Origin of the sequence: Acinetobacter sp. RIT698 (assembly GCF_009668065.1) — a bacterium.
Classification (GTDB): domain Bacteria; phylum Pseudomonadota; class Gammaproteobacteria; order Pseudomonadales; family Moraxellaceae; genus Acinetobacter; species Acinetobacter guillouiae.
Map to the genome: position 1 here is coordinate 17,126 of NZ_WJYH01000037.1, position 26,521 is coordinate 43,646.

Genomic DNA, 26,521 nt, shown 5'->3' on the forward strand with positions numbered 1-26,521 from the left:
ATTTTTGTGGGTTTTCTACACTTTATTTCGACTTATTTTGCTTTTAATGCTGCAATCAATTTTTGATGTAATCCACCAAAACCACCATTGGACATAATCACCACAGCATCGCCCTCACCTGCTTGTGTAACAACGGTACTGATAATGTCATCCAGTGTACGAGCCACAACGGCTTTATTGGTTGCAGCGTCAATGACAGGCTGTAAATCCCAGTCCAAACCTTCAGGTTGATACCACATCACTTCATCTGCAAGACGTGCAGAATGTGCCAAGCCATCTTTATGACTGCCCATACGCATGGTGTTTGAACGAGGTTCAATAATCGCCCAAAGCTTACGTTCACCTAAACGTTTACGTGCACCTTCAAGTGTTGTATCAATCGCAGTTGGGTGGTGGGCAAAGTCATCATATACTTCAATACCATTTACCGTATCAAGTAATTCCATTCGACGTTTCACCCCACCAAAATTCGATAAGGCTTCACATGCTGTTTCAATTGAAACACCGACATGTTCAGCAGCTGCAATGGTTGCTAAAGCATTGGCAACACTGTGTTGCCCTGTCATATTCCACTTCACTTCACCTTTTACTATGCCGTGTTGAAGCACTTTAAAATGTGAACCATCCGTAGAAAGCTGTTCAGCATAAACTTCAGCATTGTTATTGGCGTCAAGTGAAGTCCTTACGACAGGTGTCCAACAACCCATTTGCAACACTTCATCAATATTGGTTTCGCTAATTGGGGCAATGATACGACCTTCACTTGGAATGGTACGGACCAAATGATGGAACTGTTTTTGAATCGCTGCTAGATCATCAAAAATATCGGCATGGTCAAATTCAAGATTATTTAAAATCGTAGTTTTTGGATGGTAATGTACGAACTTAGAGCGTTTATCAAAAAAAGCAGAGTCATATTCATCTGCTTCTACACAGAAGTATTTTCCACCCCCTAAACGTGCGCTTTCACTAAAGCCTAAAGGTACACCACCAATTAAAAAGCCAGGATTTAAACCTGCTTGATCCAGTACCCAAGCCAGCATTGTTGTTGTTGTGGTTTTACCATGGGTACCTGCAACACCAAGCACATGTTTGCCTTGTAATACATGGTCAGCAAGGAATTGCGGACCTGAAATATATGCTAAACCTTCATTGAGCATATATTCGACCGCATCTATACCACGCTTCATTGCATTGCCTACAATGACAAGATCTGGATGTGGCTGTAAATGGCTACGGTCATAGCCTTGCATTAAGGTAATGCCAGCATTTTCGAGTTGGGTCGACATCGGTGGATAAACGTTCGCATCTGAACCGGTGACCTTATGTCCTAAATCACGCGCCAATAGCGCCAATGAACCCATAAAGGTGCCGCAAATACCCAAAATATGCAGATGCATTCGTGTTAACTCCAGTGCTTTTATAGACACATCACTTTGTTGTTGTGGTGTAGCCGTTTCATTTGATTTGAAAGCAACGATAGCAAGGGTTAAGGCGAAAAGATAGTTTTTCTTGTTACGATTTTAAAGGTGGGTTTTTATTGAAAATAATGAACTCTCACTTGGTATTTTTATTCTTCTATCAATGCTAATATCGATTGAACACTCTGAATTATCTATTAAAAATGGATATACATGATTTTATCTTTCTGCTGATTAAAAATATCGCGTATTTTATTTTTTTGCTTATTGTTTCTGCTTTGATAGCAGGCATTGCAAAAATAATATCCATACATTTAATGGTCGCAGCTGTAATTTTAATCTTCTTCCAATATTTTGCGTTTATTTGGATGGGATACCTCAATACAAAAGACTCAAAAGATCACAAATTAAAAAATGGATTAATTTTTCATCTCATTTGGGTTGCTTTAATTGGTCTATTGAGCTCATTTTATGATGATCAATCGCTATTGAAACAAGTATTCGATACTGTATTGTTGTTTGGTACTTTGGAAATAGGCTCGCTCATTTATTATTTCAAAAAACGTAAAAAAATTGCCTTAGCGCTTTAATGTTCAGACATTGAATGTTCAAAAATATATCTTGATAATTTAATTGGTATCAATATGGCTTTATCTCTCCCCCTTTTATTACTAATTATCTCCAACTGTTTTATGACCTTGGCTTGGTATGGGCATTTAAAATTCTTACATGATGCACCTCTGTGGCAAGCGATCTTGTTTGGTTGGATCATTGCCTTACTTGAATACAGCTTTATGATTCCCGCAACACGTCTATTGGCGCAACATGGTTGGTCGTTGGGGCAAATGAAAATCACCCAAGAAGTGGTGACACTGTTGGTGTTTGTTCCATTTATGATTTTCTTGTTTAAACAACCATTTAAATTAGATTATTTATGGGCGGGTTTATGTTTAATGGGCTGCGTGTTTTTTGTGTTTAGAAGCCAGTAGATGAGCTGTGATGATGTGAATTAACAAGGATTTTACTCAGACAGCATATTCATCTCATGTCCCAATCTTTAGCAATTTTTCTGTTATTTACGGGGTCGAGACCATATTTATTCTCAAGTCAAACGGCTTTTAGGCTGCTCCTTTAAAAAAAATTGACTTCCTACGTCTGTTAAATTTTCGTGAGATGAAAAATCAGTCTATAATAGCGAGCTTCTTGATATTCATTTAAACACTGATCACCAGTATTTAAACTTCCTTACATTCGTTTATGGAATATATGCAATGAATGCGGCCGCTGTACAAGACGCTCCTCTCGTTGGAATTATTATGGGTTCTCAATCAGACTGGGCAACTCTCGAAAACACTGCCAATATGCTGAAACAGCTTGGTGTTCCTTTTGAAGCCGAAGTTGTTTCTGCGCATCGTACGCCAGACCGCTTATTTGAATATGCTGAAACAGCACGTGAACGTGGTATTCAGGTGATTATTGCTGGTGCTGGTGGTGCAGCACATTTACCAGGAATGTGCGCAGCAAAAACAGATTTGCCTGTATTGGGTGTTCCTGTGAAATCTTCAATTTTAAATGGCGTTGATTCATTGTTGTCTATTGTACAAATGCCTGCAGGTATTGCAGTTGGCACATTGGCAATTGGCCCTGCGGGTGCAACCAATGCAGCAATCATGGCCGCTCAAATTTTAGGTTTAACTCGCCCTGAAATCGCAAAAAATGTTGCAGATTTCCGTGTCGCTCAAACTGATAAAGTGGCAAGTAAAAATATTCCGGGTCAAGCTTAAAAACGGGACACAGGTTATGAATAAAACCATCGGTATCTTTGGTGGTGGTCAACTCGGCCGTATGATGGCGCAAGCTGCGCTCCCATTAAATATCCAATGCACATTTTTTGAAGCTGATGCGGATTGTCCATCTGCAATATTGGGACACGTTTTTAGCACTAAAGCTGAAAATGGGTTACAAGATTTTATTGCCAGTGCAGATGTTTTTAGTCTGGAATTTGAAAATACGCCATTGATTGATGTTGATGTATTAACCAAGCAAAAAGATCTGTATCCGCCACGCCAAGCTTTAGCAATCGCACAACATCGCCTTTCTGAAAAAGCTTTATTTGATGAGCTGGAAATTCCTGTTGCGCCGTATAAAGCAGTCGATTCATTGGAGACGCTTAAGCTTGCAGTAAGCGAATTAGGCTTACCAATCGTACTTAAAACTGCGACAGGTGGTTATGATGGTAAAGGTCAATTTGTACTGCGTTTAGTGGATCAAATTGATCAGGCATGGGCTGAGTTGGGGCCAGCAGGATCATTAATCGCTGAAAGTTTTGTGATTTTTTCTCGTGAAGTGTCAATTATTGCAGTGCGTGGTATTGATGGTGATGTAAAAACTTGGCCTTTGGCTGAAAATCATCATCACAATGGTATTCTCTCGCATTCAATTGTTCCTGCTCCAAACAGTGCTGATTTACAGCCCGTTGCGCAGGAATACATCACCCGTTTGTTAAACCATTTGAACTATGTTGGTGTGTTAACACTTGAATTGTTTGTGACTGAAAAAGGCTTATATGCCAATGAGATGGCACCACGTGTGCATAACTCTGGGCATTGGTCAATTGAAGGCGCAGTATGTTCGCAATTTGAAAATCACATTCGCGCAGTGGCAGGTTTACCACTCGGTTCAACCGAAGTGGTTCGACCAACAGTGATGGTAAATATCATTGGGCAACACCCTAAATCCGAAGATGTTTTAGCGTTAAAAGGTGCACATTTACACCTTTACAATAAAACAGAACGTGAAGGTCGTAAAATTGGTCATATCACCCTGATGCCAAATGATGCTGCTGAATTATCGACTTTATGTCGTCAATTGGCGAAGATTTTACCGAATCCATTGTCATTAAGCGAAGATATGAACATTTAAGCTCGATTTTGTATGTAAAAAAAGCGGTCAAACTATTGCCCGCTTTTTTCTACTCTGCTGTTCTGTATCATGATGCTCCCCCTATTTTATCGCTAAGCAATGACCCAAAAATGGATCATTTTCTGGGGCTATAAAAACAAGAATGATGAAAAAAACAGCTTAAATAAACAGAAAAACAAGCATCTATTTTTAAATTCAAAGTTCAAATTTAAAGGGTTTAGAACATTTGAATTCAAAAGTATTAACAGCAAAACCCAAAAAGTTATCCACTTTGAATTTAAATTAACTTGAGGGTGTTTTTTGAATTTAAAACTTTAAATTTAAACTTTTGGTTGCTCGAAGTGAAAATAACGACTGTGGATAAGTTTTGACTCACCAATCCAAAATCCAAATTGTGGATAAAAATAAACACTTAAGCGAGTTTTGATGGGATTGAGTGGAATTTTAAATTTAAATCTAAGGTTGCTAAAATAATGATGTTTTTGAATTCAAATTTGTGTGAAAGTTTTGAATTTAAAAAATGATAAGTTTACTGGGGTGTGGATAACTATATTTAAATTCAAAACAGTGAACTGTGGGTTATGAATTTAAAATCGAAAAATGAATTCAAAATTTACGTTTTTACATCTGTCATTTTATTCACAGACTGCTATGGTATTCACATAATTTAAATTTAAAACCATTTTGTGGATATTATGCGTCATTTAACTTTGATTTGTGGATCTGTTTTGTTGGCAGCATCGCATGCCAATGCTGAATTAATCATTAACGGTCAGGCTGTATCTAGCTCACCAATCACAACAACACCGAATACAAGCTATACCCCCAATTCTAATTTTCAAAGCTGTATTGCAAATTTACGTTCGCAAGCGATCAGTTCAGGTGTTAGTGGCACAACCTTTGATCGTTATACGCAAAATCTAACGCCTGATTATTCGGTCATCAGTAAACTGGATTATCAACCTGAGTTTTCAACACCGATTTGGGATTATCTTTCAGGTTTGGTCGATGAAGAGCGGGTAGAGAAAGGCCGTCAAATGCTGGCTCAGCATCGTGAAGTTTTAAACCGTGTCTCAGCAGCTTACGGCGTTCCAGCAGAAACGGTTGTTGCTGTTTGGGGCGTGGAAAGTAATTTTGGTGACATTTCAGGAAAATATCCTTTATTACAAGCGTTGGGAACTTTAAGTTGTGAAGGGCGTCGACAAGGTTATTTCCGAGGTGAATTCTTTGCCACAATGCGTATTTTACAACGAGGTGATTTACGCGAAGAACAGTTAAAAGGTTCATGGGCAGGGGCATTTGGTCATACTCAATTTATGCCTTCAACGTATGAAGAGTTGGCCGTAGATTTTGATGGTGATGGTCGACGTGACTTGGTTTCAAGTACTTCAGATGCTTTAGCATCAACAGCAAACTTTTTGAAAAAACGTGGCTGGCAAACGGGAATGCCGTGGGGCTTTGAAGTAAAAATTCCAGCTGGTGCCTCTGTAGGTGGCGAAAGTCGTCGTAATAAAAAATCGTTGAGCACTTGGGTAAATCGTGGTTTTACTCGTGTTGACGGTACTCCAATTATTCAAGGCAATTTATCGGAAGGCACTCAGGCCGGTTTAATGATGCCTGCGGGTGCAAATGGTCCAGCATTCTTGGTGTTTAAAAACTTCGATGCAATTTATTCGTACAATGCTGCGGAAAGTTATGCACTGGCAATTGCACATTTGTCTGATCGTTTACAAGGCAAGGGCGGTTTTCAAACCGCATGGCCTACTGACGATGCAGGAACATCTCGTACAGAACGCCGAGAAATTCAAAATTATTTATTGAAAAAAGGCTATGCGATTGGCGATGCAGATGGCTTGATTGGCGATAAAACGCGTCAGGCCATTCAGCAAGAACAAGTGAAGTTAGGATTGAGTCCAACAGGTCGAGCAGGGCAACAGATTTTAAAAGCTTTTAGAAATGAAGCTGCAAAGAATATGATGCGTTAATCAAACAGTTTTGCATGATTTTTGCGAAAAACCTGATGAATAATCAGGTTTTTCTTTTATGATGTAATTTATAAATTTTAGAAAGTCATAACAATGAATAATGAACTTTTAATCAGAAGATTTAACAAAATCAAGCTTCCACAGGGACAGTCGAGTCAGTCTATTCATAAATTAATCAATTTATTGGCAAACTTTGAAAGAATTGGTTTTAGTTGCTCTGAACAGCTCTGCACTGAAATATTAAAATTGTCTGATACGCAATTTGATGAATTTTATAAAAATACTTTGGGTTGTATTAAAAAGATGTATGGGGCACATGTGAAATATAAACCCATGTATCCAAATTTTCCGCAACAAGTATATGAAATGTCGGAGTCAGAATTATATCAAAATGCATTTGCCCATTATCTTGGTGATTTTTTGGGAATACGCCTCTTACCTGAATATCAAATTGAGCCTAGAAAAGCATTAAACAAAAGGATTCTCAATGTATTGGATCTTGCTGATGGCACTGAATTAACCACATTATTTTCAAACCTGTTAAATACAAAAAAATCGTTAAATCAGCAGGATCATGCAGATCTTATCTACTTAATAAGAGATTTTGGATCTAAAGGGTTGCAATATTTGCCTGAAAAATTTCAACATAAAGAAGTACAGGCGATCGTCAGCGCTCAATATTTGAGTTTGCAATTATGGGCTGTGCAACAGTTACAGCTTCATGTACAGACTTCAACTGATGTCTTACGGATTTATGTTGCATTGTCAGATGGTGATGTCAGTTTAGCAGAACCTTGTAAATTGATTTCTTTGAAAAAGTCTCAACGACGAATATTACTAACTTTGTTGGAAAACAGCCTAAATATTCAGGAAGATTTATTTCGTTATCCAGAACCGTGGAAACGTGTGATTGAGCGGATACATCCGTTTAGTTATCAAAAGCATTTTCCTAAAACCTGTATAGCATTTCAGCATATTCTTGAAAATAAAAAGCCTGAACGGTTCAGCCAAAAGATAGAAATTGCATTACAAAGCCATCAATTTGAAGATGTGGTGAAACTTTTAAAACAAAGACCAGGAGAGTTTGCGCGTAGGCTGCAGCACTGTTTAAAGCAATTTCCTGTACAACAGCAACAATTGCTTGATGCATTTAAAACAGTTATAGATGCAGTGCCGATCGCTTTGCTGTTTCAGATCAAGCACTATTTTCTGCAAAATCGAACTTTAAAATATCGAACCTTTTTCCCAAAAGGTCAGTCTGCCAAAGTATTTGCAATCAAAAATAATTTAGCGCCTTTGTCTGCAGTCATAACGACACAAATAACAACCCTATGTGAGCAAAGTATTATTCAGCGTTTCAGTAAACTCTCACCATTAGGTGCTTGCTATCTGGATGATCAGTTGAAAAATTATAGTGTACCTTTTGCGCAACGAGCAGCAAGTAAAGCATTGAAAACCATTGCAGCAGGGAGCCGTTTAGCTTTGGATATTGGCAATACTGTTCGGTTTTTTATTTATTGGAAAGATACTGACTCAGAAAGGGTGGATATAGACTTATCCGCATTGGTTTTTGATGCAGAACATACAGTAAAAGCAACTATTGCTTTTTATAATTTAAAAGAAAGTTTTGCAGTGCATAGCGGTGATATTACTTCAGCACCACAAGGTGCATCTGAATTTATTGACATTGATATTTCAAAGGCATTATCTCTGGGAGTTCGCTATGTGATGATGAGTATCAATAGTTATACCCAGCAAAATTATTGTGATTTACCTATTTGTTTTGCTGGTTTTATGATGCGAGAGGATGCACAACAAGGTCAGATTTATGAACCAACCACGGTTCAGCATAAATTTGATGTGACTTCAAAAAGCAGTTTTACCATTCCACTGATCATTGACCTAGAAAAGCGTGAAGTGATTTGGACAGATTTGGCGATGACAGCTACGCCAAGTATCGATAACACCGTTTTTGGTCATTTATCCAGTATGTCGCTGATGCAGTATACCATGACAGAAAAAACTTTCCCGAACCTCTATGATCTATTTGATTTACATATTCGAGCTAGAGGGCAACGTGTCACTGAACGAGTTCGAGCAGAACATATTTTTAGTGTAGATGAAGGAATTCGTCCTGTAGATATTGACAATATTTTAGCCAATTATTTATAGTGTTGCTGAGGGCTATTTCGTTGCTTCCTTCTACTCTGAAATTAGTGACAAAGCTTTCCCTCACCAAATGTTAAAAGGTCTGCATAAGCAGACCTTTTTTTATGTGGATTATTCAATTGCGAAAGGATCAATTTTGACTGCTTCTAGGACATCTAAAATGACGGCGGTAACATCCTGCGTATGATCACGATCATTAAAGATTTCATAGGCTGTAATGGTCACATCGGTATCGCTAGGTAACTGTTTTTGTTCTTCTTCAATTAAATGTTGAATTGGCAATAAGGTCTGTTTAATTTCAAGGTGTAGAACATCTTTAAACTCGACATTGTCGTCTTCTAGTTCAATGATTTGTTCGTTGAAATAAGGCAGCAGAATTGAATGGAGATAAGGTTGAAGTTCAGTAATATCAAAAATTTCAATATCACGAGTTTGCTCAATCGTGCTGATATGATCATTTACTTCTAAAATAATATGATAATAGCTCACAGTCATCTCCTCAATTTATTGCTTCAGGGATTCACAATAACATGATTTTGCATAAAACTGATTTAAATACATAAATAAATTATGGATTTAAAATTGATAATCATCGCTAAATTTTGCTTATCGTTGTCTTGAGTTTAGCATGGCTAAATCCGCTGTGGTTAATCTAAAATTTTTCAAATCTTGTTCTTTCATCATTGGGTACATGAGTGCTTTAGGATCATTATTGTGTGCTAAGCCCAAAGCATGCCCAAGTTCATGTGCAATCGTGACACGCAAGTCTGCATCCGAAGCAAATTCATAGATATTAATGGTTTTACCATCGAATACGCCTTTATCAAATTGGCGTGGTTGGAAACGGCTATTAAAGTGATCCACAGATTGATTGTATTGTTGATTGACAGCGTTGAGCTGTCCAACTTGACGGTTTAATTCATAGACTTTTTGATTATAAATATCTAACTGTTGTTTGAGTTGGTTCTGCTCGATGATCAGTTGATTTTTCTGCTGATCTAACTGCAATCTCGCTGAGGCATCTAAATTTTGATGGGATTGATTAAGGGTGTTGATCAACTGATTATACTGGTCAACTTTACTTTGATAATTGGTTTTTTGCAGATCCAATTCATCATTGGTACGATCTAATTCAGCGTGAAGTTGCTGAATTTTTTGTTTTTCACTTTGTGTATATTGTTGAGTATTTTGCAAAATACGCAACTCTTGGTTTCTGGCGCTAGATTCCGCTTGGCGTTCATCATAAATTAAGTTAATCGTCAGTTTGGCATGATCATCATAAACAAAGAGACTTTTCATGGTTCCTAAATGCCAAATATCGGTGGCTTGTTGTGCCAAATTTTGTACTTGCTGTTTACTGACATGAAAACGCGGATCTATTTCGCCAATACGATAACGTAAACGGGTATCTAAAGGATGCGTGATACGATCAATGGCAGAATTATGATTCAATTGCGGATACATCATGCGTTGTATCGCAAAATAAGCAGTAAAGGCAATTACACAGAGTAGAATCCAAAAACGCATGATTGATTTAAAAATAATTGTTGTAGTGGATAATTTATCTGAAAATATAAGAATCGCAAATGCTTAAGCAAGTAAAGCTTGCGTGATCAATACAAATATTGATTTCAATTGATGATGTTTTTAGCAGTCAGCTTTAGGTGGAAAGCAGTAATATGAATGGAACGCTGATTTTAGGCTGGATTTCTCTAATCCTTGGTATCGCTTTTTTGATAAGGGCTTTCTACAGTCTATTTCTTATATTTCGATCACGTTTAGTGCTGGACTTAGCCTTAAATCAAAAAATTAAAAATTTTGAAATCAGCAAAAAGGGTGGCTATGCAATTTGGCAAGAGGGTCCATTATTTAAACTTGCACCTATGCTATTGATTCATCCACAAATCACCAACACAGATCTTCAGCAGATTGTGAAGCTATCACCAAGTATTGCAAGAGCAAGTAAAAATGGTTTTTCTCGTGCTTCAATGCTAATGTTTTATTGTGAGTTGGATGTTGGACACTATTGTTTAGAGGTACTCGACGGTTCGTCATTAAATCCTATCGAAGATAAAATTTCTCAGGCGATCACCGATCATTTATCCATTCAAAAACAACCTGACAGTCTATACAATTTACAGATACGTGAAAGCCTGAGCAAAAAGCAAAGAATCATCATGATCATTTGCATATTTGCAGGATTATTTTTGTTGATGAAAGGATTATTTACCATCATAACGCTGAGTTTGGGCATCGCGATGGAAGGTTCATTCACATAATCAGTTTATTTAAACGTTAAACAGGACTTGGATATCAATAAATAAGAGAATAAAAGCAAAAACACTGAGTAATCGATTCATCCAAACAGATCTTTTTAAATATTCAGGGCTGATATATAAAGCTTTGAATTGTAAAGGATGCAACATGATATAGCTGATTTTCTGTTTAAATACCAGAGTGACAGATTGTTGTTGTTGCTTTAAAACCACTTGGCGCAGAATAAAAGCATTTAGCCACCAGAGTATAAACAGAATGAGTAAAATAATGCTGATACTCAATGTCAAACGAATCCAACCATTCTGTTCAAAATAGGCAATTTCAGTATAGAAATGGCTCATCAATACAATGCTGACCAGTAACATGGTGCGATAAAAAGTTTGCCGTGTAAATTCAAGGTGCAGAGGATGATTGAGCTTTTGTTTATCCGCTTTACTCACGATTTTCCCTGCAAAAAATGCAAAACCATGACATAGAATCTCTAAAAAGAGATATAAGCCAATGCTGATGGCAAGCGTTTTATACATGATTAATCATGTTCAAAAATAGGTCGATATAGTGATGGAGTCACTAAAATCATCAATAGAATTCCAGAACAAACAAAGGCCAGATCGTTAAAAATAGCTGCATAACTGGTCATGTAAATCCAGTGCATAAAGGGCATAAAATAAATCAGAAATATTGGGAAAAATGTATAGAGATAAGCTTTTCTTGCCCATTCTTTTTTTAAACATAAACCAAAAGTGATGATGAGGATGATTAAACCTGCAATCGACATAACTCCCAATTCCCAAGCTTGCGGGTCTTGGTAAAGTGTTTTATCCAGAAGTTCTAACTCGGGTTCAGTACTGTATATATCGATGACTGCTGCAATGATAGGCAATATAAATTGCGCTATGATCAAGCTGTAATACACAGTATTGGATACAGCAGGAGAGTTTTTCATCATTTGACTCATTATTATTGTGATAATTAAGATAAAAGATTTAGTGAAGATTGGCAATTGATCAATAAGAAAAACCACTCAATGACTTGAGTGATTTTTCGAGCTTTTTTATAGCACAATATCACTGACGAAATGTTGCACCACTTCGGTTAAATCTTTGGAAAGATAGTGTTGTGTATAGGGCTGTTTAAAATGGGCATGGTAAGCCTGTTCCGAGTCGAAGCGTTCCCAAAGTAGTAAACGGGTTGGCTCTTCTTGACATTGATGCAGTTGAAATAAGCTACATCCATGTTCTTGTTGAAGAGTGAGCTTACATAATGCTTGTAAGGCTTCACGGGTTTCTAAGATTCTGTCTTTATCTTTAATTTTTAATTCTGCGGTGATGTAAAAACCTGAACTTAACATTGTCTACTCCTAACTCAAATCGTGAGTCAAAAATATTAACTGCTCGAGTTCACTCTAGCTCAAGCATTTTTTGTGCATATATTTCAATTTTATAGTCGACAATACTTTGTTCTTGTTTGAGTCTTTGAATTTCTTGTTTTAATTGAACGGAATGGGCAATAAGAAGTTCTTGTCTTTGTTTTAAGGTTTGTTCTCCTTGTAGCCGAAATTGGGCAAAATCTTGCATTTTTTCTAAAGGCATGCCTGTTGATTTTAAGCGTTTTACCCATTCAAGCCATTCCAGATCAAGTTTGGTATATACACGTCGCCCAGATTGATTACGATGGATATTTTTCAGCAAGCCTATTGTTCATAATAACGCAAGGTATGGATAGAGAGTCTAGTTTTTTTAGAGATATCAGAGATAAACAAAAGTGACTCCATAGCTTTACGGATAAAAATAGATCATATAAAAAAACCGCTCAATCTCTTGAGCGGTTTTTTAAGATTAAAGTGACAAATTATTTTTTGTCATCTTTAACTTCAGTGAATTCAGCATCTACAACGCCATCATCAGCTTTTTGCTGTTGTTGGCCTGCATCACCACCGAATTGGTTAGGATCGAAGCCTTCAGCGCCGCCTTGACCTTGAGCTGCTTCATAAGCACGTTGAGTGATCGGCATAATGATGTTTTGTAAAGCTTCAGTTTTAGCTTTAATTGCATCAACATCATTTTCTTTTGCAGTCACTTCTAACTCAGAAACTGCTGCTTCAATTGCAGTTTTTTCATCAGCAGTGACTTGTTCGCCAAGATCTTTCACAGCTTTGTTTGCAGAAGCAACTAAAGCATCAGCTTCGTTACGTGCTTTTGCAAGCTCTTCAAACTTACGATCTTCTTCAGCATTTGCTTCAGCATCTTTGATCATTGCTTCGATTTCAGCATCAGACAAACCAGAGTTTGCTTTGATCTGGATCGATTGTTCTTTACCAGTGCTCTTGTCTTTTGCTGATACTTTTAAAATACCATCAGCATTGATGTCGAACGATACTTCAATTTGTGGCACACCACGTGGCGCAGGTGGAATGTCGCCTAATTGGAAGTTACCCAACAATTTGTTTTGTTGAGCCATTTTACGTTCACCTTGGTAAACTGAAATATCTACCGCTGGTTGGTTATCTGCTGCTGTAGAAAACACTTGAGATTTCTTCGCAGGAATCGTGGTGTTTTTCTCAATAATAGCAGTTAATACGCCACCCATGGTTTCGATACCAAGTGTTAATGGTGTTACGTCAAGTAAAAGTACGTCAGTTTTGTCACCAGACAATACCGCACCTTGAATTGCAGCACCAATTGCAACAGCTTCATCCGGGTTCACATCTTTACGAGGTTCTTTACCAAAGAACTCTTGTACTTTCTGTTGAACCATTGGCATACGTGATTGACCACCAACCAAGATCACGTCAGAGATGTCAGAAGTCGAAAGACCTGCATCTTTAAGTGCGATACGGCAAGGCTCAATTGTACGCGCAACTAAATCAGCAACTAAACCTTCTAGTTTGGCACGTGTTACATTCATCACTAAGTGTTTAGGACCAGTTGCATCCGCAGTGATGTATGGCAAGTTAATTTCAGTCGAATTAGATGAAGAAAGCTCAATTTTAGCTTTTTCAGCTGCTTCTTTTAAACGTTGTAATGCAAGTGGATCTTGTTTCAAGTTGAAGTTTTGCTCTTTCTTGAACTCTTCAACCAAATAGTCGATCAATGCATTATCAAAGTCTTCACCACCAAGGAATGTATCACCATTGGTTGACAATACTTCGATTTGTTGGTCGCCATCTAAGTCAGCGATTTCAATGATTGATACGTCAAATGTACCACCACCTAAGTCATATACAGCAACTTTACGGTCGCCTTCTTTTTTGTCCATACCGAACGCAAGTGCAGCAGCAGTTGGTTCGTTAATGATACGTTTAACTTCTAGACCAGCAATACGACCAGCATCTTTTGTTGCTTGACGTTGTGCATCATTGAAGTAAGCAGGAACTGTAATAACAGCTTCTGTTACTGTTTCACCTAAATAATCTTCCGCAGTTTTTTTCATTTTTTTCAAAATTTCTGCAGAGATCTGTTGCGGCGCAAGTTTTTTGTCGTTTACTTCAACCCAAGCATCACCATTATCAGCTTTGATGATTTTGAATGGTGCAATACCGATATCTTTTTGTACTGCTTGGTCTTGATACTTACGACCAATTAAACGCTTGATTGCGAATAATGTATTCTTAGGGTTGGTCACTGCTTGACGTTTAGCAGATTGACCCACAAGAATTTCGCCATCTTTATATGCAACGATAGAAGGTGTTGTACGGGTACCTTCAGCATTTTCAATCACTTTAACTTTATCGCCTTCAAGTACAGCAACACATGAATTCGTTGTACCTAAGTCAATACCAATAATTTTAGCCATAAATCAAATTCCTCTAAATTCTTTTGAATCCCTGGTTTCCTCTTTTTGCAAAGGGGAGTTAAAAGGGATTTTCTTGTTATCCGATATGAGAGCCATTCAAAAATTTTCAAGTCATGATTTGTGAAAATTCATGAAAATATTTTTAAAAAGCTCCTATTTATTACGCTTATTGACCAACCATCACCATTGCAGGGCGAAGTAGTCGACCATTTAATGTGTAGCCTTTTTGCAAAACTGTGCCAATTTGGTTGGCTTGTGCATTTGGGTCGATCCCGACAGCTTGATGTAAGTCAGCGTTAAAACCATTGGTTGTGTCTGCTTCAACAACACCGAATTTTTCTAAAGTGGTGAGAAGTGATTTCAAAGTCAGTTTTACGCCTTCGAGTACAGGTGTTTCTTCATCACCACCTGCAAGAATTGCACGTTCAAGGTTGTCGACAGAATTTAATAATTCTTTGGCAAACTTTTCTAACACAATGTCTTTATGCTTTTCAGCATCACGTTGAATACGTTCTACACTTTTTTGTGCTTCATAAACTGCATTTGCAGTACGTGCTTTTTCGAGTTTTAAGCTCTCTTCAAGATGACTGATTTGAGCCTGTAAAGCTTCAACGGTAACTTCAACCTGTTCATTTTCAGCCTGAGTTTGCTGTTCGGCTTGCTCGTTTTGAATATCTTGGGCTTCTTGATTCTGCTCAGTTGCCATTGATTTACTCCGTTTAAATGGGTTCTTAAACATGTACAGTCCTTATCGGCAGCAGTTTTGCACTGTGTTCATTTTTGAACTGCCATGATCGTTTAATTCATTAATGAATAAGAAATGTGGGCGAGCCGCTAAAATTCAAGCAGTTTTAGACATTATTTAATGAAATTCAGTGAAAAAAGCGGATCTAAGAGAGAAATCTTAAAATTTAAAGATATTTTTGTTGGAATAATCATCAAATCAATGATTATTTTTTTAGATTAAAAATTTAAATTTATGAGGAATTGATGCGGTTATTGCTTAAAAATGATGAGTAAATTCAAAAATTAAAATTGAATGAATAGATCAAAATACTTAACTCACATGTAAAACCGATTAAACTTATTGAAAATAAGGCTTTGCGAAAAAGCAATAATTTAATTATCATGCTTCATAGATTCTATGGCTGTAGTTTCTTTTTTTAGTTTGAACAATGTTTTCATCGCTTATCCAATCTTCTTGGGTAAGCTTTTTTTTGTCTTGTAAAAACCATTAACAATGTAAGTAATGCGAAACTTTTATGGTAAAAGTATATCTTTTATTAGATAGACTTTTGCCTAATCGCATTCAATCCCATCAAAAAATCCAGCGAAATGAAACAAGTATAATGAAAAATAAAATCGGTCAATCTAAATCATTGATTTAATAAACTTTGCATAACTTATACGGCAATACCTTAAAAGTCTAACCAAGCTTCAACGAAGTTTGCAGAAAAAATAGCAATCATAGTCAGCACGACAACGCAGTCCTGTGTTGCCGTTTTTTGATAGAGTGATAAAGGAATTTATGATGAAAAAATCAGGTCTTATTTTTATGCTATTGGCTGGTGTTGCGGTCATGAGTACGGCGTGTACATCAAGTGAAACAACACAAGCACCTGAAACGACCCAATCAGCACCAATGAGTTCTACAGATCAACAACAATCGGCACAAACTTCGACGGTAGATCCGACTCAACAAGGTACTGCTGTTGAGGGTGATGCGACGATTCAGCAATCACAACCTGCTCAAGCAACCAATGACCCAAGTTTAGTTGAACAACCTTCAGCTCAGTAAATTTTAAAATAAAAAATCAGGCAATTTATGGATGCCTCCATTGCCTGATTTTTTATCAATAACTTTTGAAGAGATGTTATTCACCCGCCAAAGAACATTCAAAATTGGTTCGATCTACAGTACAACGTGCCCGTTTAAGCACTGACATCATGGTCGGATCGTAAATACCTTGTCGGGTTAAATCCATACGTCCATCTCGTAACAGCTTTTGATATTTTTCAGTATCTACTTTACTTAAATTCAAACGATATTTAGCAGGAATGCCTTCTTCTAAACGTTTGACCATACTGAATTGACGCGGAAGTTGCTTGATAAACCAGGTTCTAGAATCATTGCCAAAAGTAGCTGGGAATTTTTGAGATCTAAACACCAGATCAGCAGTAACATTAAGCACTGGAAAATTGATCAATGCACCTTTAGAGCCAAGCCCTTTTTCCATTTCTAAAGGTTTAAATGCATAGGCTGGTGCCCCCACCATTGGTACTTCACCTGTATTAAACTTCTTAATAAAATTGGAAATATCGGATGGAACAGGAATTGCTCCGACACGTTCAACCATTGCAATCTGTGCTTTGTCATACGCCAATACCGCAAATTTTTTACCTTTACCTTTTTCAATGGTATTGATGGCTCGATCATTCACAAAGATATAGGCAGGGCCAATTTGACCGATTCCACCAATTTCTATTTCTTCATTGTCTATCTTGGTTTTTAAGCGTTTTACATTACGTTTATCCAAGACAAAGGTAATCGCTTTGAGCGCAATGGCATTGGTTGGAACACCACCCAACGCATCAATAGATCCTGCGAATTTATTGTATTGGCGTGCACGCATTGTGGTGATATAGGCAGCATCACATTTGCCATTTTTAAAATCTTTATCAGCAAGCTCTTCATTTTGGTAAGCAATGAGCTGGACATCGGTATTCCATGTTTTTGCAGCGAGTGCCCACTCTTCCATCATTTTATAGGATTCACCAGCTTTCCCTAATAAATCAAAAACACAGATTTCTTGTTTTGCTTGAGAGGTACTTGATATTCCTAATAATACGATTGTAGTAAGGGCAAGAAATTCCTTTTTCATGTTATATCCTTATACTTAAAACGCGTTTTATTTATACTAAATATAGTAATTTTATTTGAATAAAAATAGAGTTTTTACTCTATTTCCGATGAATAAACCATTGAATAGCTTACTTAATGTGATTTATTTATCTTAATAAAATATTATTGTGATGTTGTTATGGTTGTTGGTGTGGGTTTAGTGGCTTAATTAAAATCTTGTTAATTTTGATCGATCTAGAAAAATAAAATAGATTTCAAGTTTTGTTAATCAATAAAACATATAAGTAAATCTAAAAAACGTATTTTTAATAATATACAAAAAAACCGTACCATGAGGCTGATTCCCATCTCTTTTTATTTATTCTAGTCCATACATTGATCATGAAATTTCAGCAACTGATTTTGCTTTGCTCAGCTATAAGTTTATATAGCTATAGTGGTTTGGCAAATGCTCGCCCTATCGTCATTGGTTATCAAACCAACATAGAACCTGCAAAAGTTGCACAGGCTGATGGTGTGTATGACAAAGTGATTGGGGAAAAACTGGATTGGCGCTTATTTAATAGTGGTGCAGAGGTTTTAACTGCATTGGCTTCTGGTTCTGTAGATATCGCACTGATTGGTTCAAGTCCGTTAGGGGCAGCTGTTGCCAATAATTTGCCCATAGAGGTGTTTTTAATTTCTACCGATCTGAAAAGTGCGGAAGCCTTAGTGGTGAGAAATGGCTCAGGAATTAATAGTCCTCAGGACTTGATTGGGAAAAAGGTGGCCACGCCATTTGCTTCGACTTCCCATTACAGTTTATTGGGGGCTTTGCAGCATTGGAATATTAAAACCAATCAAATACGGTTGTTGAACCTAAAACCAGCTGAAATTAATGCAGCATGGCGCAGAGGCGATATAGATGCAGCTTTTGTCTGGTCACCTGCACTTGCCAATATTAAGAAAACCGGCAAGGTCATCACTGATGCAGGGCAGGTTGGGCAATGGGGATCTCCTACATTTGAAGTTTGGGTAGCACGTAAAGATTTTGCACAGAAGCATCCTGAAGTCTTAGCAAAGTTTTCAACAGTGACACTGAACTATTACCAATCTTATAACCAGAATAAAAGTCGTTGGACTGCCAACTCGGCTGAAGTGCAAAAAATTGCCAAAATTACCGGCGTAGATGCTCAAGATGTGCCAGCGCTTCTTGCTGGCGCCGCCTATCCAGATCGTCAGGCGCAATTAAGCACTCAATACCTTGGTGGGCGGACCACACAAAATATTGTCAACTCAGTGAACTTTTTAAAAGCACAAGGTCTGGTGAGAAAGGTTTCTCCAAATTATCAACAGTTTATTAACACGCGTTTTATTCAAACATCGAAATAGAGATCGGAAGTATTCATCATGGCTGTATTGACTGTAGAACATGTACAAGCACAGTATCCGGGTGCTGAACAACCGGTTTTGAAAGATGTGTCATTTCAACTGGGTTCTGAGCAACTGATGGTTGCATTAGGTGCTTCAGGCAGTGGTAAAACATCCTTATTAAATCTGATTGCTGGATTTACTCAACCACAAGCAGGCACTTTAAAACTGGATGGTGAAGCAATCGTTGCACCTAGCCGAGACCGTGGTGTGGTGTTCCAAGATGATGTTTTATTGCCTTGGCAAAATGTAGAAGACAATATTGCTTTTGGTTTAGAGCTTGCAGGGGTTGATAAAAAAACACGTCAAAACCGTGCACAAGCATTACTCAAATTGGTGAATTTAGAAGGCTTTGGTCAACGCCATATCTGGGAACTTTCAGGCGGGCAACGTCAACGGGTTGGTTTAGCGCGTGCTTTGGCTTCTGACCCTAAAATATTATTGATGGATGAACCTTTTGGTGCTTTGGATGCGTTTATTCGTGAACAAATGCAGTGCTTATTATTAGATGTTTGGAAGAGCACGTCCAAACCTACTTTCTTAATTACCCATGACATTGAAGAAGCTGTTTTTCTGGCTACAGATCTGATTATTCTTGCACCAAATCCTGGGCGAATTGTGGAAAAGCTGGAGTTGGATTTTGCTAAACGCTATGCCAATGGCGAGCCAGCACGAAGTATTAAATCAGATCCCAAGTTTATTGAAATGCGAGAGCATGTGTTGAGTTGTGTATTCATTCAAAATAATCAGGATCAATACCATGTTGCTCAGAGCGACCAAGCTCAAGTGGAAAAGGTGGAGTAATGACAGCACAATTAGACCCTAAATTGATCCCTCGTACAGTTGAATCTCAGACTGTGGAGGTGAAGGTTCCACGTGAAGTCAATATTACTTTGATCAGTAGTATCACGATCATTACTTTGATTGCAATTTGGTGGCTGGTCACCACTTTAGGCTGGATTGATGCTTTATTCTTACCATCACCAACCGCCGTGTTGCAGCGTTTCAATGATTTGTTCAGCAATGGCTATATGAGTATTAGCTTGTGGAGTCATATTGGCGCAAGTTTGGGTCGTATCGGCACGGCATTGATTGCTGCGGTTATCACTGCGATTCCAGTGGGGATTGCGATTGGTCGCAATAAAATTGTGCGGGGTATTTTAGATCCTATCATTGAGTTTTATCGTCCGATTCCACCACTGGCGTATTTACCTTTGATTGTAATTTGGTGTGGTATTGGTGAATTGTCCAAGGTACTACTGATTTATCTGGCAATTTTTGCACCGATTGTTATCGCAACAGCAACCGGTGTCCGTTCAGTCGACCAAGCCAAAATTCGTGCTGCACAGTCTTTGGGTGCAAGCCCAATGCAAATTATTAAACATGTGGTTTTACCAAGTTCTTTACCGAGCATTTTAACCGGTATCCGTATTGGTCTTGGGGTGGGATGGTCGACTTTGGTGGCAGCAGAGTTGGTTGGTGCTTCTGAAGGTTTAGGCTTTATGGTGCAATCATCTTCACAGCTTTTGGCTACGGATGTTGTGATTGTCGGGATTTTAATTATCGCTGTGATTGCCTTTATTCTGGAAATTGGTTTACGTCGTTTGCAAAAGAAATTAGTCCCTTGGGATAAGCAATCTCAGTAAGTTATTTTTCGCTACATTTTTCGATAGCATATCGCCATATTTAGTTTTAACGTTTTAATGATGCATTGCCTTTAATACATCGTGAGATGATCGAGGAAGAAATGAACGCTGTTGTTTCAAATATTTTTAAAGTTACCCCATTAAATCCAACGATTGGTGCGCTGATTGAAGGTGTGAATTTCAATCAGCCTTTAACACCTGAACAAAAGGCTTTGATTGAAGCAGCTTTATTGAAACATCAGGTGATCTTTTTCAGAAATCAGCCGATGACTGCACAGCAACATGCAGCTTTGGCGCGTCAATTTGGTCAGTTACACATCCACCCAATTTACCCCAATATTCCAGAACAACCAGAAATCATGGTTTTAGATACGGAATTAAATGATTTACGGGATAATGCACTGTGGCATACCGATGTGACTTTTCTTGAAACACCAGCAATGGGCGCAATTTTAAGTGCAAAAAAAGTCCCTGCATGGGGTGGAGATACGCTTTGGTCAAGTGGAACAGCGGCGTTTGAAGCATTATCCAAACCGATGCAAGCGATGTTGTCTGGTTTAACTGCAACACATGATATTGCGCGTTCATTTCCAGTAGATCGTTTTGGTGGTGATCCTGCTGAATTAGAAAAGCTAGAACAGGCTAAGAAAAAACATCCTCCGATTAGCCATCCTGTGATTCGTACTCATCCTGTCACAGGTCGTAAAGCTTTATTTGTGAGTGAGGGTTTTACCACACGAATTAATGAACTCGAAGCCAAAGAAAGCGATGCTGTCTTGAAAATGTTGTTTGAACATATTCAGAAACCAGAGTTTGTAGTGCGTTGGTCATGGCAGGCCAATGATGTGGCATTTTGGGATAATCGTTGTACCTTCCACTATGCTGTTGATGATTACCGTCCTCAGCACCGTGTTATGAATCGAGCCACTTTGATGGGTGATAAACCTTTTTATCAAGCAGATTAAGGTTTAACTTGTTATAAAAACCAATCAAATTTGATTGGTTTTTTATTTTTGAAACAACTGAATTTGAATACAACTTTTTGAAACTTCAATATTTAAAAAATACATTAAAGAAAAAATCATAAAATGAGCTGTTGGTAAAAGTATCGGTATGCTGTGTTTGTCGGTGTTCACAAAACAATTTGAATATTCAAGCTCTGATGAAACCTTGTTGCTGAGCAATAATGTTTAATTATTCATCAAAATTAAACAAATGATCAACATACTAGGCCATAAATATTTATTGCTTGTTGGAAATATCATGTTGATTAATAATAAAAAGCAAATCATTTTGCTGAGTGTACTGTCTACGCTGTTGGTTGCTTGTAATGATGATAATGATCATTCAAATACTGAAAAACCAGTAGAGGCAAAAGCTTTAGAACTGAATATCTTGCATATTAATGACCATCATTCACATTTAGATGAAGAAAGCATTAAATTTAAAAGCAATGTGGGGACAGGGGATGAAGAGTTTAGTGTTGCAAGTGGTGGATTTGCACGTGTTGCAAGCTTAATTAACCAACTTGCAGTAGAAAAGAAAAATGCTTTAAAAATACATGCTGGTGATGCGATCACTGGCGATTTGTACTATAACTTAACGGATGGTAAAGCAGACGCAGATGCAATGAACACCGTTTGTTTTGATACATTTACGCCTGGTAACCATGAGTTTGATTCTAAAGATGATGGATTAAAGAAATTTATTGGTTTCTTGGATCAAAGTTCTTGTAAAGACAAAACCCAAATTTTAACGGCCAATGTCAGTTTTGGTGCATCTTCACCGTTGTATAAAACCAATCGCATTTTGAAGTCACAAGTGTTTGAAAAAGAGGGGGTTAAATTTGCAATCATTGGTTTAACGGTTGCTAAGAAAACCAAAAACTCTTCTCAACCAAATGCTGATACATTGTTTGCAGATGAAATTGAAACAGCACAAAAAGAAATAAATCAATATAAAGCACAAGGTATTAAAAATATTATTCTTCAAACCCATGTGGGATATGACTTAGACCAACAGCTGGCAAAATCACTTACCGATGTTGATGTGATTATTGGGGGTGATTCACATACCTTGTTGGGCCCTGACAGTCTTAAAAAATATGGCATGACACCTGAAGGTGCTTATCCAACACAGCTGAGAAACAAAGATGGTCAATTGGTCTGCGTCGCGCAAGCTTGGCAGTACAGTTATATCGTGGGCGATTTAAATGTGAAGTTTGACAAAAACGGGAATGTCGAAAGCTGTAGTGGAACACCACATGTACTCATTGGGAATAACTTTACCCGTACCGCCAAAGACGCAAAAGCAGTCACCGAAACTGAAAAACAAGCAATTCTGACGCAATTTAAAACAGATCAGGCCCCATTTACTGTTGTAACACCACTACAAAAGACCTTGGATGTTTTAAAACCGTATCAGGAACAAAAGAAAAAATTTGCTCAGGAAATCGTAGGTCAAGCCACAGATAATCTCTGTTCTCGTCGAGTCCCTGGTACACAACGTGATGTAAATCGTTCAACTCTCGGCGATATCTGTAATAAGAATACCCATGTCGATCAACATGGTGGAGATATTCAACAAATTATTGCTGAAGCGTTTTTACAACAAGGAAAGACCTTCTTTGGCGCTGATATCTCATTCCAAAATGGTGGTGGTGTCCGTGAAGATGTTGCTTTAGGGGATGTGACAGTTGGTAAAATTTATAATGTCTTACCGTTCAAGAATACATTGTTGCGTTTAGATCTGACGGGTGCTGAAGTTAAAGCCACCTTAGAAGATGCAATAGATGGTGTGATTACCCAGAATAATACGGGTAGCTACCCATATACCGGTGGTATGCGTTGGAATGTTGACTTTACCAAAGACAAAGGCCAGCGTCTTAACCAAATACAAGTACGTAATGCATCTGGGCAATATGAAAATCTAGATCTCAATAAGACTTACAAAGCGATCACGATTGATTTTCTTGCCAATGGTGGTGACTACTATACTACCCTGAAAACCATTACTGGTGAGCGCCGTGTGAATGTTGGCTTAGACTATGCGGAGGCTTTCCTCAAATATGCCCAAGGTTTGGCTGGTCAGACAGGTCAAAAGAAAATTAATAAATTAGCAACGGCTGAATACAGTACCCAGCTATTTATCGATAAAGCAAAATAAACTGAAACAGACAATCAAAATCCCGCTTCGGCGGGATTTTTTTCGTTGGGTCGTTGGTGAAAACTGACAAAATCCTATGTTGGTGGTGAATAAATAATTGCAAAAATCCCTGCTTAACTTTAAAATGAGCCAAAATTTAGCCACGATGGCTTAAATAATCACAATGACAAACCCAATTTTCTTTTCACTTGCCTCAATTTGATCTTGTAACGTTGCCTTTTGACAAGATTGTTTACAACCACTGACTGGTTGCAGGATAACCATAATATCTTGATTGAACCCATCATTTTAAGCAGGGTGCTTAAAATGTGATTTGAATCAGCTGTTAAATTCAATATTCGGGAGAAAAATCATGTTGTTTAACGTATTTCTCATTTTGGGCTTTAAATAGACCCTATACATTTTTAATCGTTTAAATTAAACGAAAATAAACCTTATTTTAAAGAATATAGATGTTCTGAGGGATGACTTTGCTTGCAGAAAATGCAAATTGGAAAAAGTTTAGCCTTCGGCATGAAAAGAAAAAAGTGAATATATGAACGAATATATTAATCAACCTTTTGCACAAAATATGCATCAGGTTGACGTAGAGGATTTTGCTGAAATTTCTCTGATTGTAAAACTTTGGGCTTTTCGATTTTTGGTCGAGTTAGGTGGTGCAAAAGAATTTATTTCTGATCATTGCTTCAGTCATCAATGGATTGCAAAAAAGTTAGGTTTTTCTGAAGCATTACTTGCAGATAAGTTCGATGAGCAAGCTGCTTATCAGGAACTCAACCATTTGCATAAAAATAGCCAACAGCAAAATTTATTAGATAATTTTCAGTTCAATGCTGAGTTGCAATATAACCTAAAGTTAATACAGCAATTACTGGATTTAAATGCTGTTGAAAGCACGATTTTAGGCTTTATCGTGATGTTAAACAGTGAACAACTTTTAGATGATATTGCGGATACCATCGGTGAATTGACTGCGTCTAAAACCATACGTGCTTTGGCTGTGGTTTTAGATTTGCCTTATGAAGCAATTCGGCAGGCTTTGTCTGTACAAGGGCGTTTACATCGCAGTGGCTTAATCAGTGTGCAACAACACTATCGTAATTATTTACGTGGCAAATTGAATCTGGTGTCAAACCAATTGGCCGATAAGTTATTGGTGAAAACCAATGATGTGATGGATCTGTTTGTTGGAACCATTAATAAAAGTCAGCCTGCTGAATTAACCTTAGAGGATTATCCTCATTTACACACTGAATTGACTTTACTCCTAGCTTATTTAAAGCAAGTCAAAATGAGTAAGCAACAGGGGGTAAATATTTTCCTTTATGGCAGTTCAGGTACAGGAAAGACACAGCTGTGTAAGACCCTTGCAGATGAAATGTCGGTGCAACTTTTTGAAATCTCCTGTGAAGATGAAGATGGTGATGCAATTTCAGCCACAGGGCGTTTATGTGCGTATCGTGCAGCGCAGTGCATTTTCGACAGTCAATCTGCTTTATTGATGTTTGATGAAGTTGAGGATGTGTTTAATGACACCGAAAATGGCGTGGGGATGAAAAGCACTGCGCAAAGTCGTAAGGCTTGGGTCAATCGTATTTTAGAGCAAAATCGTACACCAACGATTTGGGTGTCTAATTCTGATCAACTTGATCCTGCGTTTATACGCCGTTTTGATATGGTGCTTGAAATTAAAGTGCCACCTAAAAAGCAACGCAGAAGCTTTATCGAACAACATTGTGGTCAAGAACTTAATCCTTTGTATCAGGAAGCCTTGGCCAATGTTGAACAATTATCTCCAGCAATTTTACGCCGTAGTTATCGTGTTGCCAAAGCGGCTCAAATGCACAATGAGCATTTAGTGATACAGGAAAGCATGACCAAATTGGTTTCCAATACCTTAAAAGCACAGGGTTACCAAGGTATTAAATTGCAAGATAGTAATGCTTTGCCCAAGTTCTATGATTTGAACTATATCAACTGTAAGGTGAATCTTGCGGAGATCGCATCAGGTATCCAGCAACATGGTTTTGGCCGGTTATGTCTATACGGAGCATCAGGAACAGGTAAAACTGCATTTGCACGATGGTTATCTGAAACCATCAATCGACCTTTACTGATTAAGCGTGGTTCAGACTTAATTTCTGCTTGGGTCGGTGAAACAGAACAGAACCTTGCTAAAGCGTTTCATGAAGCCGAAGACTTACAGGCAATTTTATTGCTGGATGAAGTAGATGGTTTATTACAAGATCGCCGCCAAGCAACCCGCTCTTGGGAAGTTTCTCAGGTAAATGAGTTTTTGGTTCAAATGGAAAGCTTTAATGGCATCGTGGTGGCGACAACCAATCGCTTTGATGAACTTGATCAAGCTGCATTACGCCGTTTCGATTTTAAAATGCATTTTGATTTTCTAAATTATGCACAGCGTTTGGCTTTACTGGAAAATGTCTGCACACAACTCAAACTTGTTGTTCATGAAGCCGATATAAAAGTAAAACTGCAATCTTTAGATCGTTTAAGTGCTGGAGACTTTGCGGTGATTGTACGACAGTCCTGTTTTCATCCTTTTGAAAATGTGGATTCTATTCTGCAGCATTTAACAGATGAAATGACTGCAAAATATAAAAGTGCACAAAGTATAGGATTTACCGCATCAAATTGATGCGGTTTTTCTTTTTGAATCCTGATTCAGTTGAATAATGCTCAGATTTTGTGATTCGAGAGTGGAAAACAAAGTATAAAAATAACTTTAATATGAAAAAAATAATGAAAAATGCTTAAAAAATAGATAAAAAGCATAAAAAAACACTGATTTTGAGGAAAAAACGCACATCCGATAAGAAAGTTTAAAAAAAGGGGTTGTGTTGGTTA

Annotated in this window: 24 protein-coding genes; 14 read left to right on the forward strand and 10 right to left on the reverse strand. The window is 37.7% G+C overall.

The annotated features are described in order from the left end of the window. Window positions 1-32: 32 nt before the first annotated feature. Window positions 33-1,400 carry a UDP-N-acetylmuramate:L-alanyl-gamma-D-glutamyl-meso-diaminopimelate ligase gene (gene mpl, locus GJV03_RS15450; RefSeq protein WP_154130484.1) on the reverse strand — a complete coding sequence of 456 codons (1,368 nt, stop codon included), beginning with the start codon at window positions 1,398-1,400 and terminating at the stop codon, window positions 33-35. Between the two features lie 224 nt (window positions 1,401-1,624). Between mpl and GJV03_RS15455 the strand changes: the two genes are divergently transcribed. The 6 genes from GJV03_RS15455 to GJV03_RS15480 all read left to right on the forward strand — a co-directional run bounded on the left by GJV03_RS15455 (window position 1,625) and on the right by GJV03_RS15480 (window position 8,500). Next, on the forward strand, window positions 1,625-2,011 hold the full coding sequence (locus GJV03_RS15455; protein ID WP_154130485.1) for a hypothetical protein: 387 nt from the start codon (window positions 1,625-1,627) through the stop codon (window positions 2,009-2,011). A gap of 54 nt (window positions 2,012-2,065) precedes the next feature. Further along, window positions 2,066-2,410, forward strand: coding sequence for a DMT family protein (locus GJV03_RS15460; RefSeq protein WP_034613299.1), 345 nt, complete (start codon window positions 2,066-2,068; stop codon window positions 2,408-2,410). 282 nt (window positions 2,411-2,692) lie between these two features. Beyond that, window positions 2,693-3,205 carry a 5-(carboxyamino)imidazole ribonucleotide mutase gene (gene purE, locus GJV03_RS15465; protein WP_154130486.1) on the forward strand — a complete coding sequence of 171 codons (513 nt, stop codon included), beginning with the start codon at window positions 2,693-2,695 and terminating at the stop codon, window positions 3,203-3,205. 16 nt (window positions 3,206-3,221) lie between these two features. Beyond that, window positions 3,222-4,343, forward strand: coding sequence for a 5-(carboxyamino)imidazole ribonucleotide synthase (locus GJV03_RS15470; RefSeq protein ID WP_154130487.1), 1,122 nt, complete (start codon window positions 3,222-3,224; stop codon window positions 4,341-4,343). A 695-nt stretch (window positions 4,344-5,038) separates the two neighbouring features. Continuing rightward, entirely contained in the window at window positions 5,039-6,328 is a 1,290-nt protein-coding gene (locus GJV03_RS15475) for a lytic murein transglycosylase (protein ID WP_154130488.1), read from the forward strand. A 93-nt stretch (window positions 6,329-6,421) separates the two neighbouring features. Then, window positions 6,422-8,500, forward strand: a complete 2,079-nt coding sequence (locus tag GJV03_RS15480; protein WP_154130489.1) for a TerD family protein — start codon at window positions 6,422-6,424, stop codon at window positions 8,498-8,500. 108 nt (window positions 8,501-8,608) lie between these two features. Here GJV03_RS15480 and GJV03_RS15485 read toward each other — a convergent pair whose 3' ends face one another. Together GJV03_RS15485 and GJV03_RS15490 are read right to left on the reverse strand one after the other, a co-directional pair. Further along, window positions 8,609-8,992: a hypothetical protein gene (locus GJV03_RS15485; protein WP_154130490.1), complete on the reverse strand. Its 384-nt coding sequence runs from the start codon at window positions 8,990-8,992 to the stop codon at window positions 8,609-8,611. Window positions 8,993-9,103: 111 nt separating this feature from the next. After that, window positions 9,104-10,024, reverse strand: coding sequence for a matrixin family metalloprotease (locus GJV03_RS15490; RefSeq protein ID WP_154130491.1), 921 nt, complete (start codon window positions 10,022-10,024; stop codon window positions 9,104-9,106). A gap of 152 nt (window positions 10,025-10,176) precedes the next feature. On the opposite strand from GJV03_RS15490, the gene GJV03_RS15495 reads away from it, so the two are divergent. After that, entirely contained in the window at window positions 10,177-10,776 is a 600-nt protein-coding gene (locus tag GJV03_RS15495) for a hypothetical protein (protein ID WP_154130492.1), read from the forward strand. Between the two features lie 9 nt (window positions 10,777-10,785). Here the strand turns inward: GJV03_RS15495 and GJV03_RS15500 are convergent, their stop codons facing one another. From GJV03_RS15500 to grpE, 6 genes are all read right to left on the reverse strand, one after another. Further along, window positions 10,786-11,301: a hypothetical protein gene (locus GJV03_RS15500; protein WP_154130493.1), complete on the reverse strand. Its 516-nt coding sequence runs from the start codon at window positions 11,299-11,301 to the stop codon at window positions 10,786-10,788. Window positions 11,302-11,303: 2 nt separating this feature from the next. After that, complete coding sequence (locus GJV03_RS15505) at window positions 11,304-11,720, reverse strand: hypothetical protein (RefSeq protein WP_004719005.1); 417 nt, start codon at window positions 11,718-11,720, stop codon at window positions 11,304-11,306. Window positions 11,721-11,828: 108 nt separating this feature from the next. Further along, window positions 11,829-12,125 (reverse strand): antibiotic biosynthesis monooxygenase, encoded by a 297-nt coding sequence (locus tag GJV03_RS15510; RefSeq protein ID WP_154130494.1) that lies wholly within the window; start codon window positions 12,123-12,125, stop codon window positions 11,829-11,831. Window positions 12,126-12,174: 49 nt separating this feature from the next. After that, window positions 12,175-12,465, reverse strand: coding sequence for a MerR family transcriptional regulator (locus GJV03_RS15515; RefSeq protein WP_252720721.1), 291 nt, complete (start codon window positions 12,463-12,465; stop codon window positions 12,175-12,177). A 160-nt stretch (window positions 12,466-12,625) separates the two neighbouring features. Further along, window positions 12,626-14,569, reverse strand: coding sequence for a molecular chaperone DnaK (gene dnaK / locus GJV03_RS15520; RefSeq protein WP_004719012.1), 1,944 nt, complete (start codon window positions 14,567-14,569; stop codon window positions 12,626-12,628). 166 nt (window positions 14,570-14,735) lie between these two features. Next, window positions 14,736-15,275, reverse strand: coding sequence for a nucleotide exchange factor GrpE (gene grpE / locus GJV03_RS15525; RefSeq protein ID WP_004719014.1), 540 nt, complete (start codon window positions 15,273-15,275; stop codon window positions 14,736-14,738). Window positions 15,276-16,100: 825 nt separating this feature from the next. Here grpE and GJV03_RS15530 point away from each other — a divergent pair. Next, window positions 16,101-16,367 (forward strand): hypothetical protein, encoded by a 267-nt coding sequence (locus GJV03_RS15530; protein WP_154130495.1) that lies wholly within the window; start codon window positions 16,101-16,103, stop codon window positions 16,365-16,367. A gap of 76 nt (window positions 16,368-16,443) precedes the next feature. On the opposite strand, the gene GJV03_RS15535 is transcribed toward GJV03_RS15530, so the two are convergent. Beyond that, window positions 16,444-17,451 carry a putative solute-binding protein gene (locus GJV03_RS15535; RefSeq protein ID WP_004719019.1) on the reverse strand — a complete coding sequence of 336 codons (1,008 nt, stop codon included), beginning with the start codon at window positions 17,449-17,451 and terminating at the stop codon, window positions 16,444-16,446. 362 nt (window positions 17,452-17,813) lie between these two features. Between GJV03_RS15535 and tauA the strand changes: the two genes are divergently transcribed. The 6 genes from tauA to GJV03_RS15565 all read left to right on the forward strand — a co-directional run bounded on the left by tauA (window position 17,814) and on the right by GJV03_RS15565 (window position 26,312). Further along, entirely contained in the window at window positions 17,814-18,803 is a 990-nt protein-coding gene (gene tauA / locus GJV03_RS15540) for a taurine ABC transporter substrate-binding protein (protein WP_056515465.1), read from the forward strand. 18 nt (window positions 18,804-18,821) lie between these two features. Further along, window positions 18,822-19,646, forward strand: coding sequence for a taurine ABC transporter ATP-binding subunit (tauB, locus tag GJV03_RS15545; protein ID WP_056515461.1), 825 nt, complete (start codon window positions 18,822-18,824; stop codon window positions 19,644-19,646). Continuing rightward, entirely contained in the window at window positions 19,646-20,488 is an 843-nt protein-coding gene (gene tauC, locus GJV03_RS15550) for a taurine ABC transporter permease TauC (protein ID WP_056515459.1), read from the forward strand. Before tauB ends, tauC begins: the two co-directional genes overlap by 1 nt. Before the next feature lie 101 nt (window positions 20,489-20,589). Beyond that, the gene (gene tauD / locus GJV03_RS15555; RefSeq protein WP_056515455.1) at window positions 20,590-21,453 is read left to right on the forward strand and encodes a taurine dioxygenase; all 864 of its coding nucleotides are present in this window, start codon (window positions 20,590-20,592) and stop codon (window positions 21,451-21,453) included. Between the two features lie 298 nt (window positions 21,454-21,751). Continuing rightward, the gene (locus tag GJV03_RS15560) at window positions 21,752-23,653 is read left to right on the forward strand and encodes a 5'-nucleotidase C-terminal domain-containing protein (RefSeq protein WP_154130496.1); all 1,902 of its coding nucleotides are present in this window, start codon (window positions 21,752-21,754) and stop codon (window positions 23,651-23,653) included. A 535-nt stretch (window positions 23,654-24,188) separates the two neighbouring features. Continuing rightward, on the forward strand, window positions 24,189-26,312 hold the full coding sequence (locus GJV03_RS15565) for an AAA family ATPase (protein WP_154130497.1): 2,124 nt from the start codon (window positions 24,189-24,191) through the stop codon (window positions 26,310-26,312). Window positions 26,313-26,521: the final 209 nt, after the last annotated feature.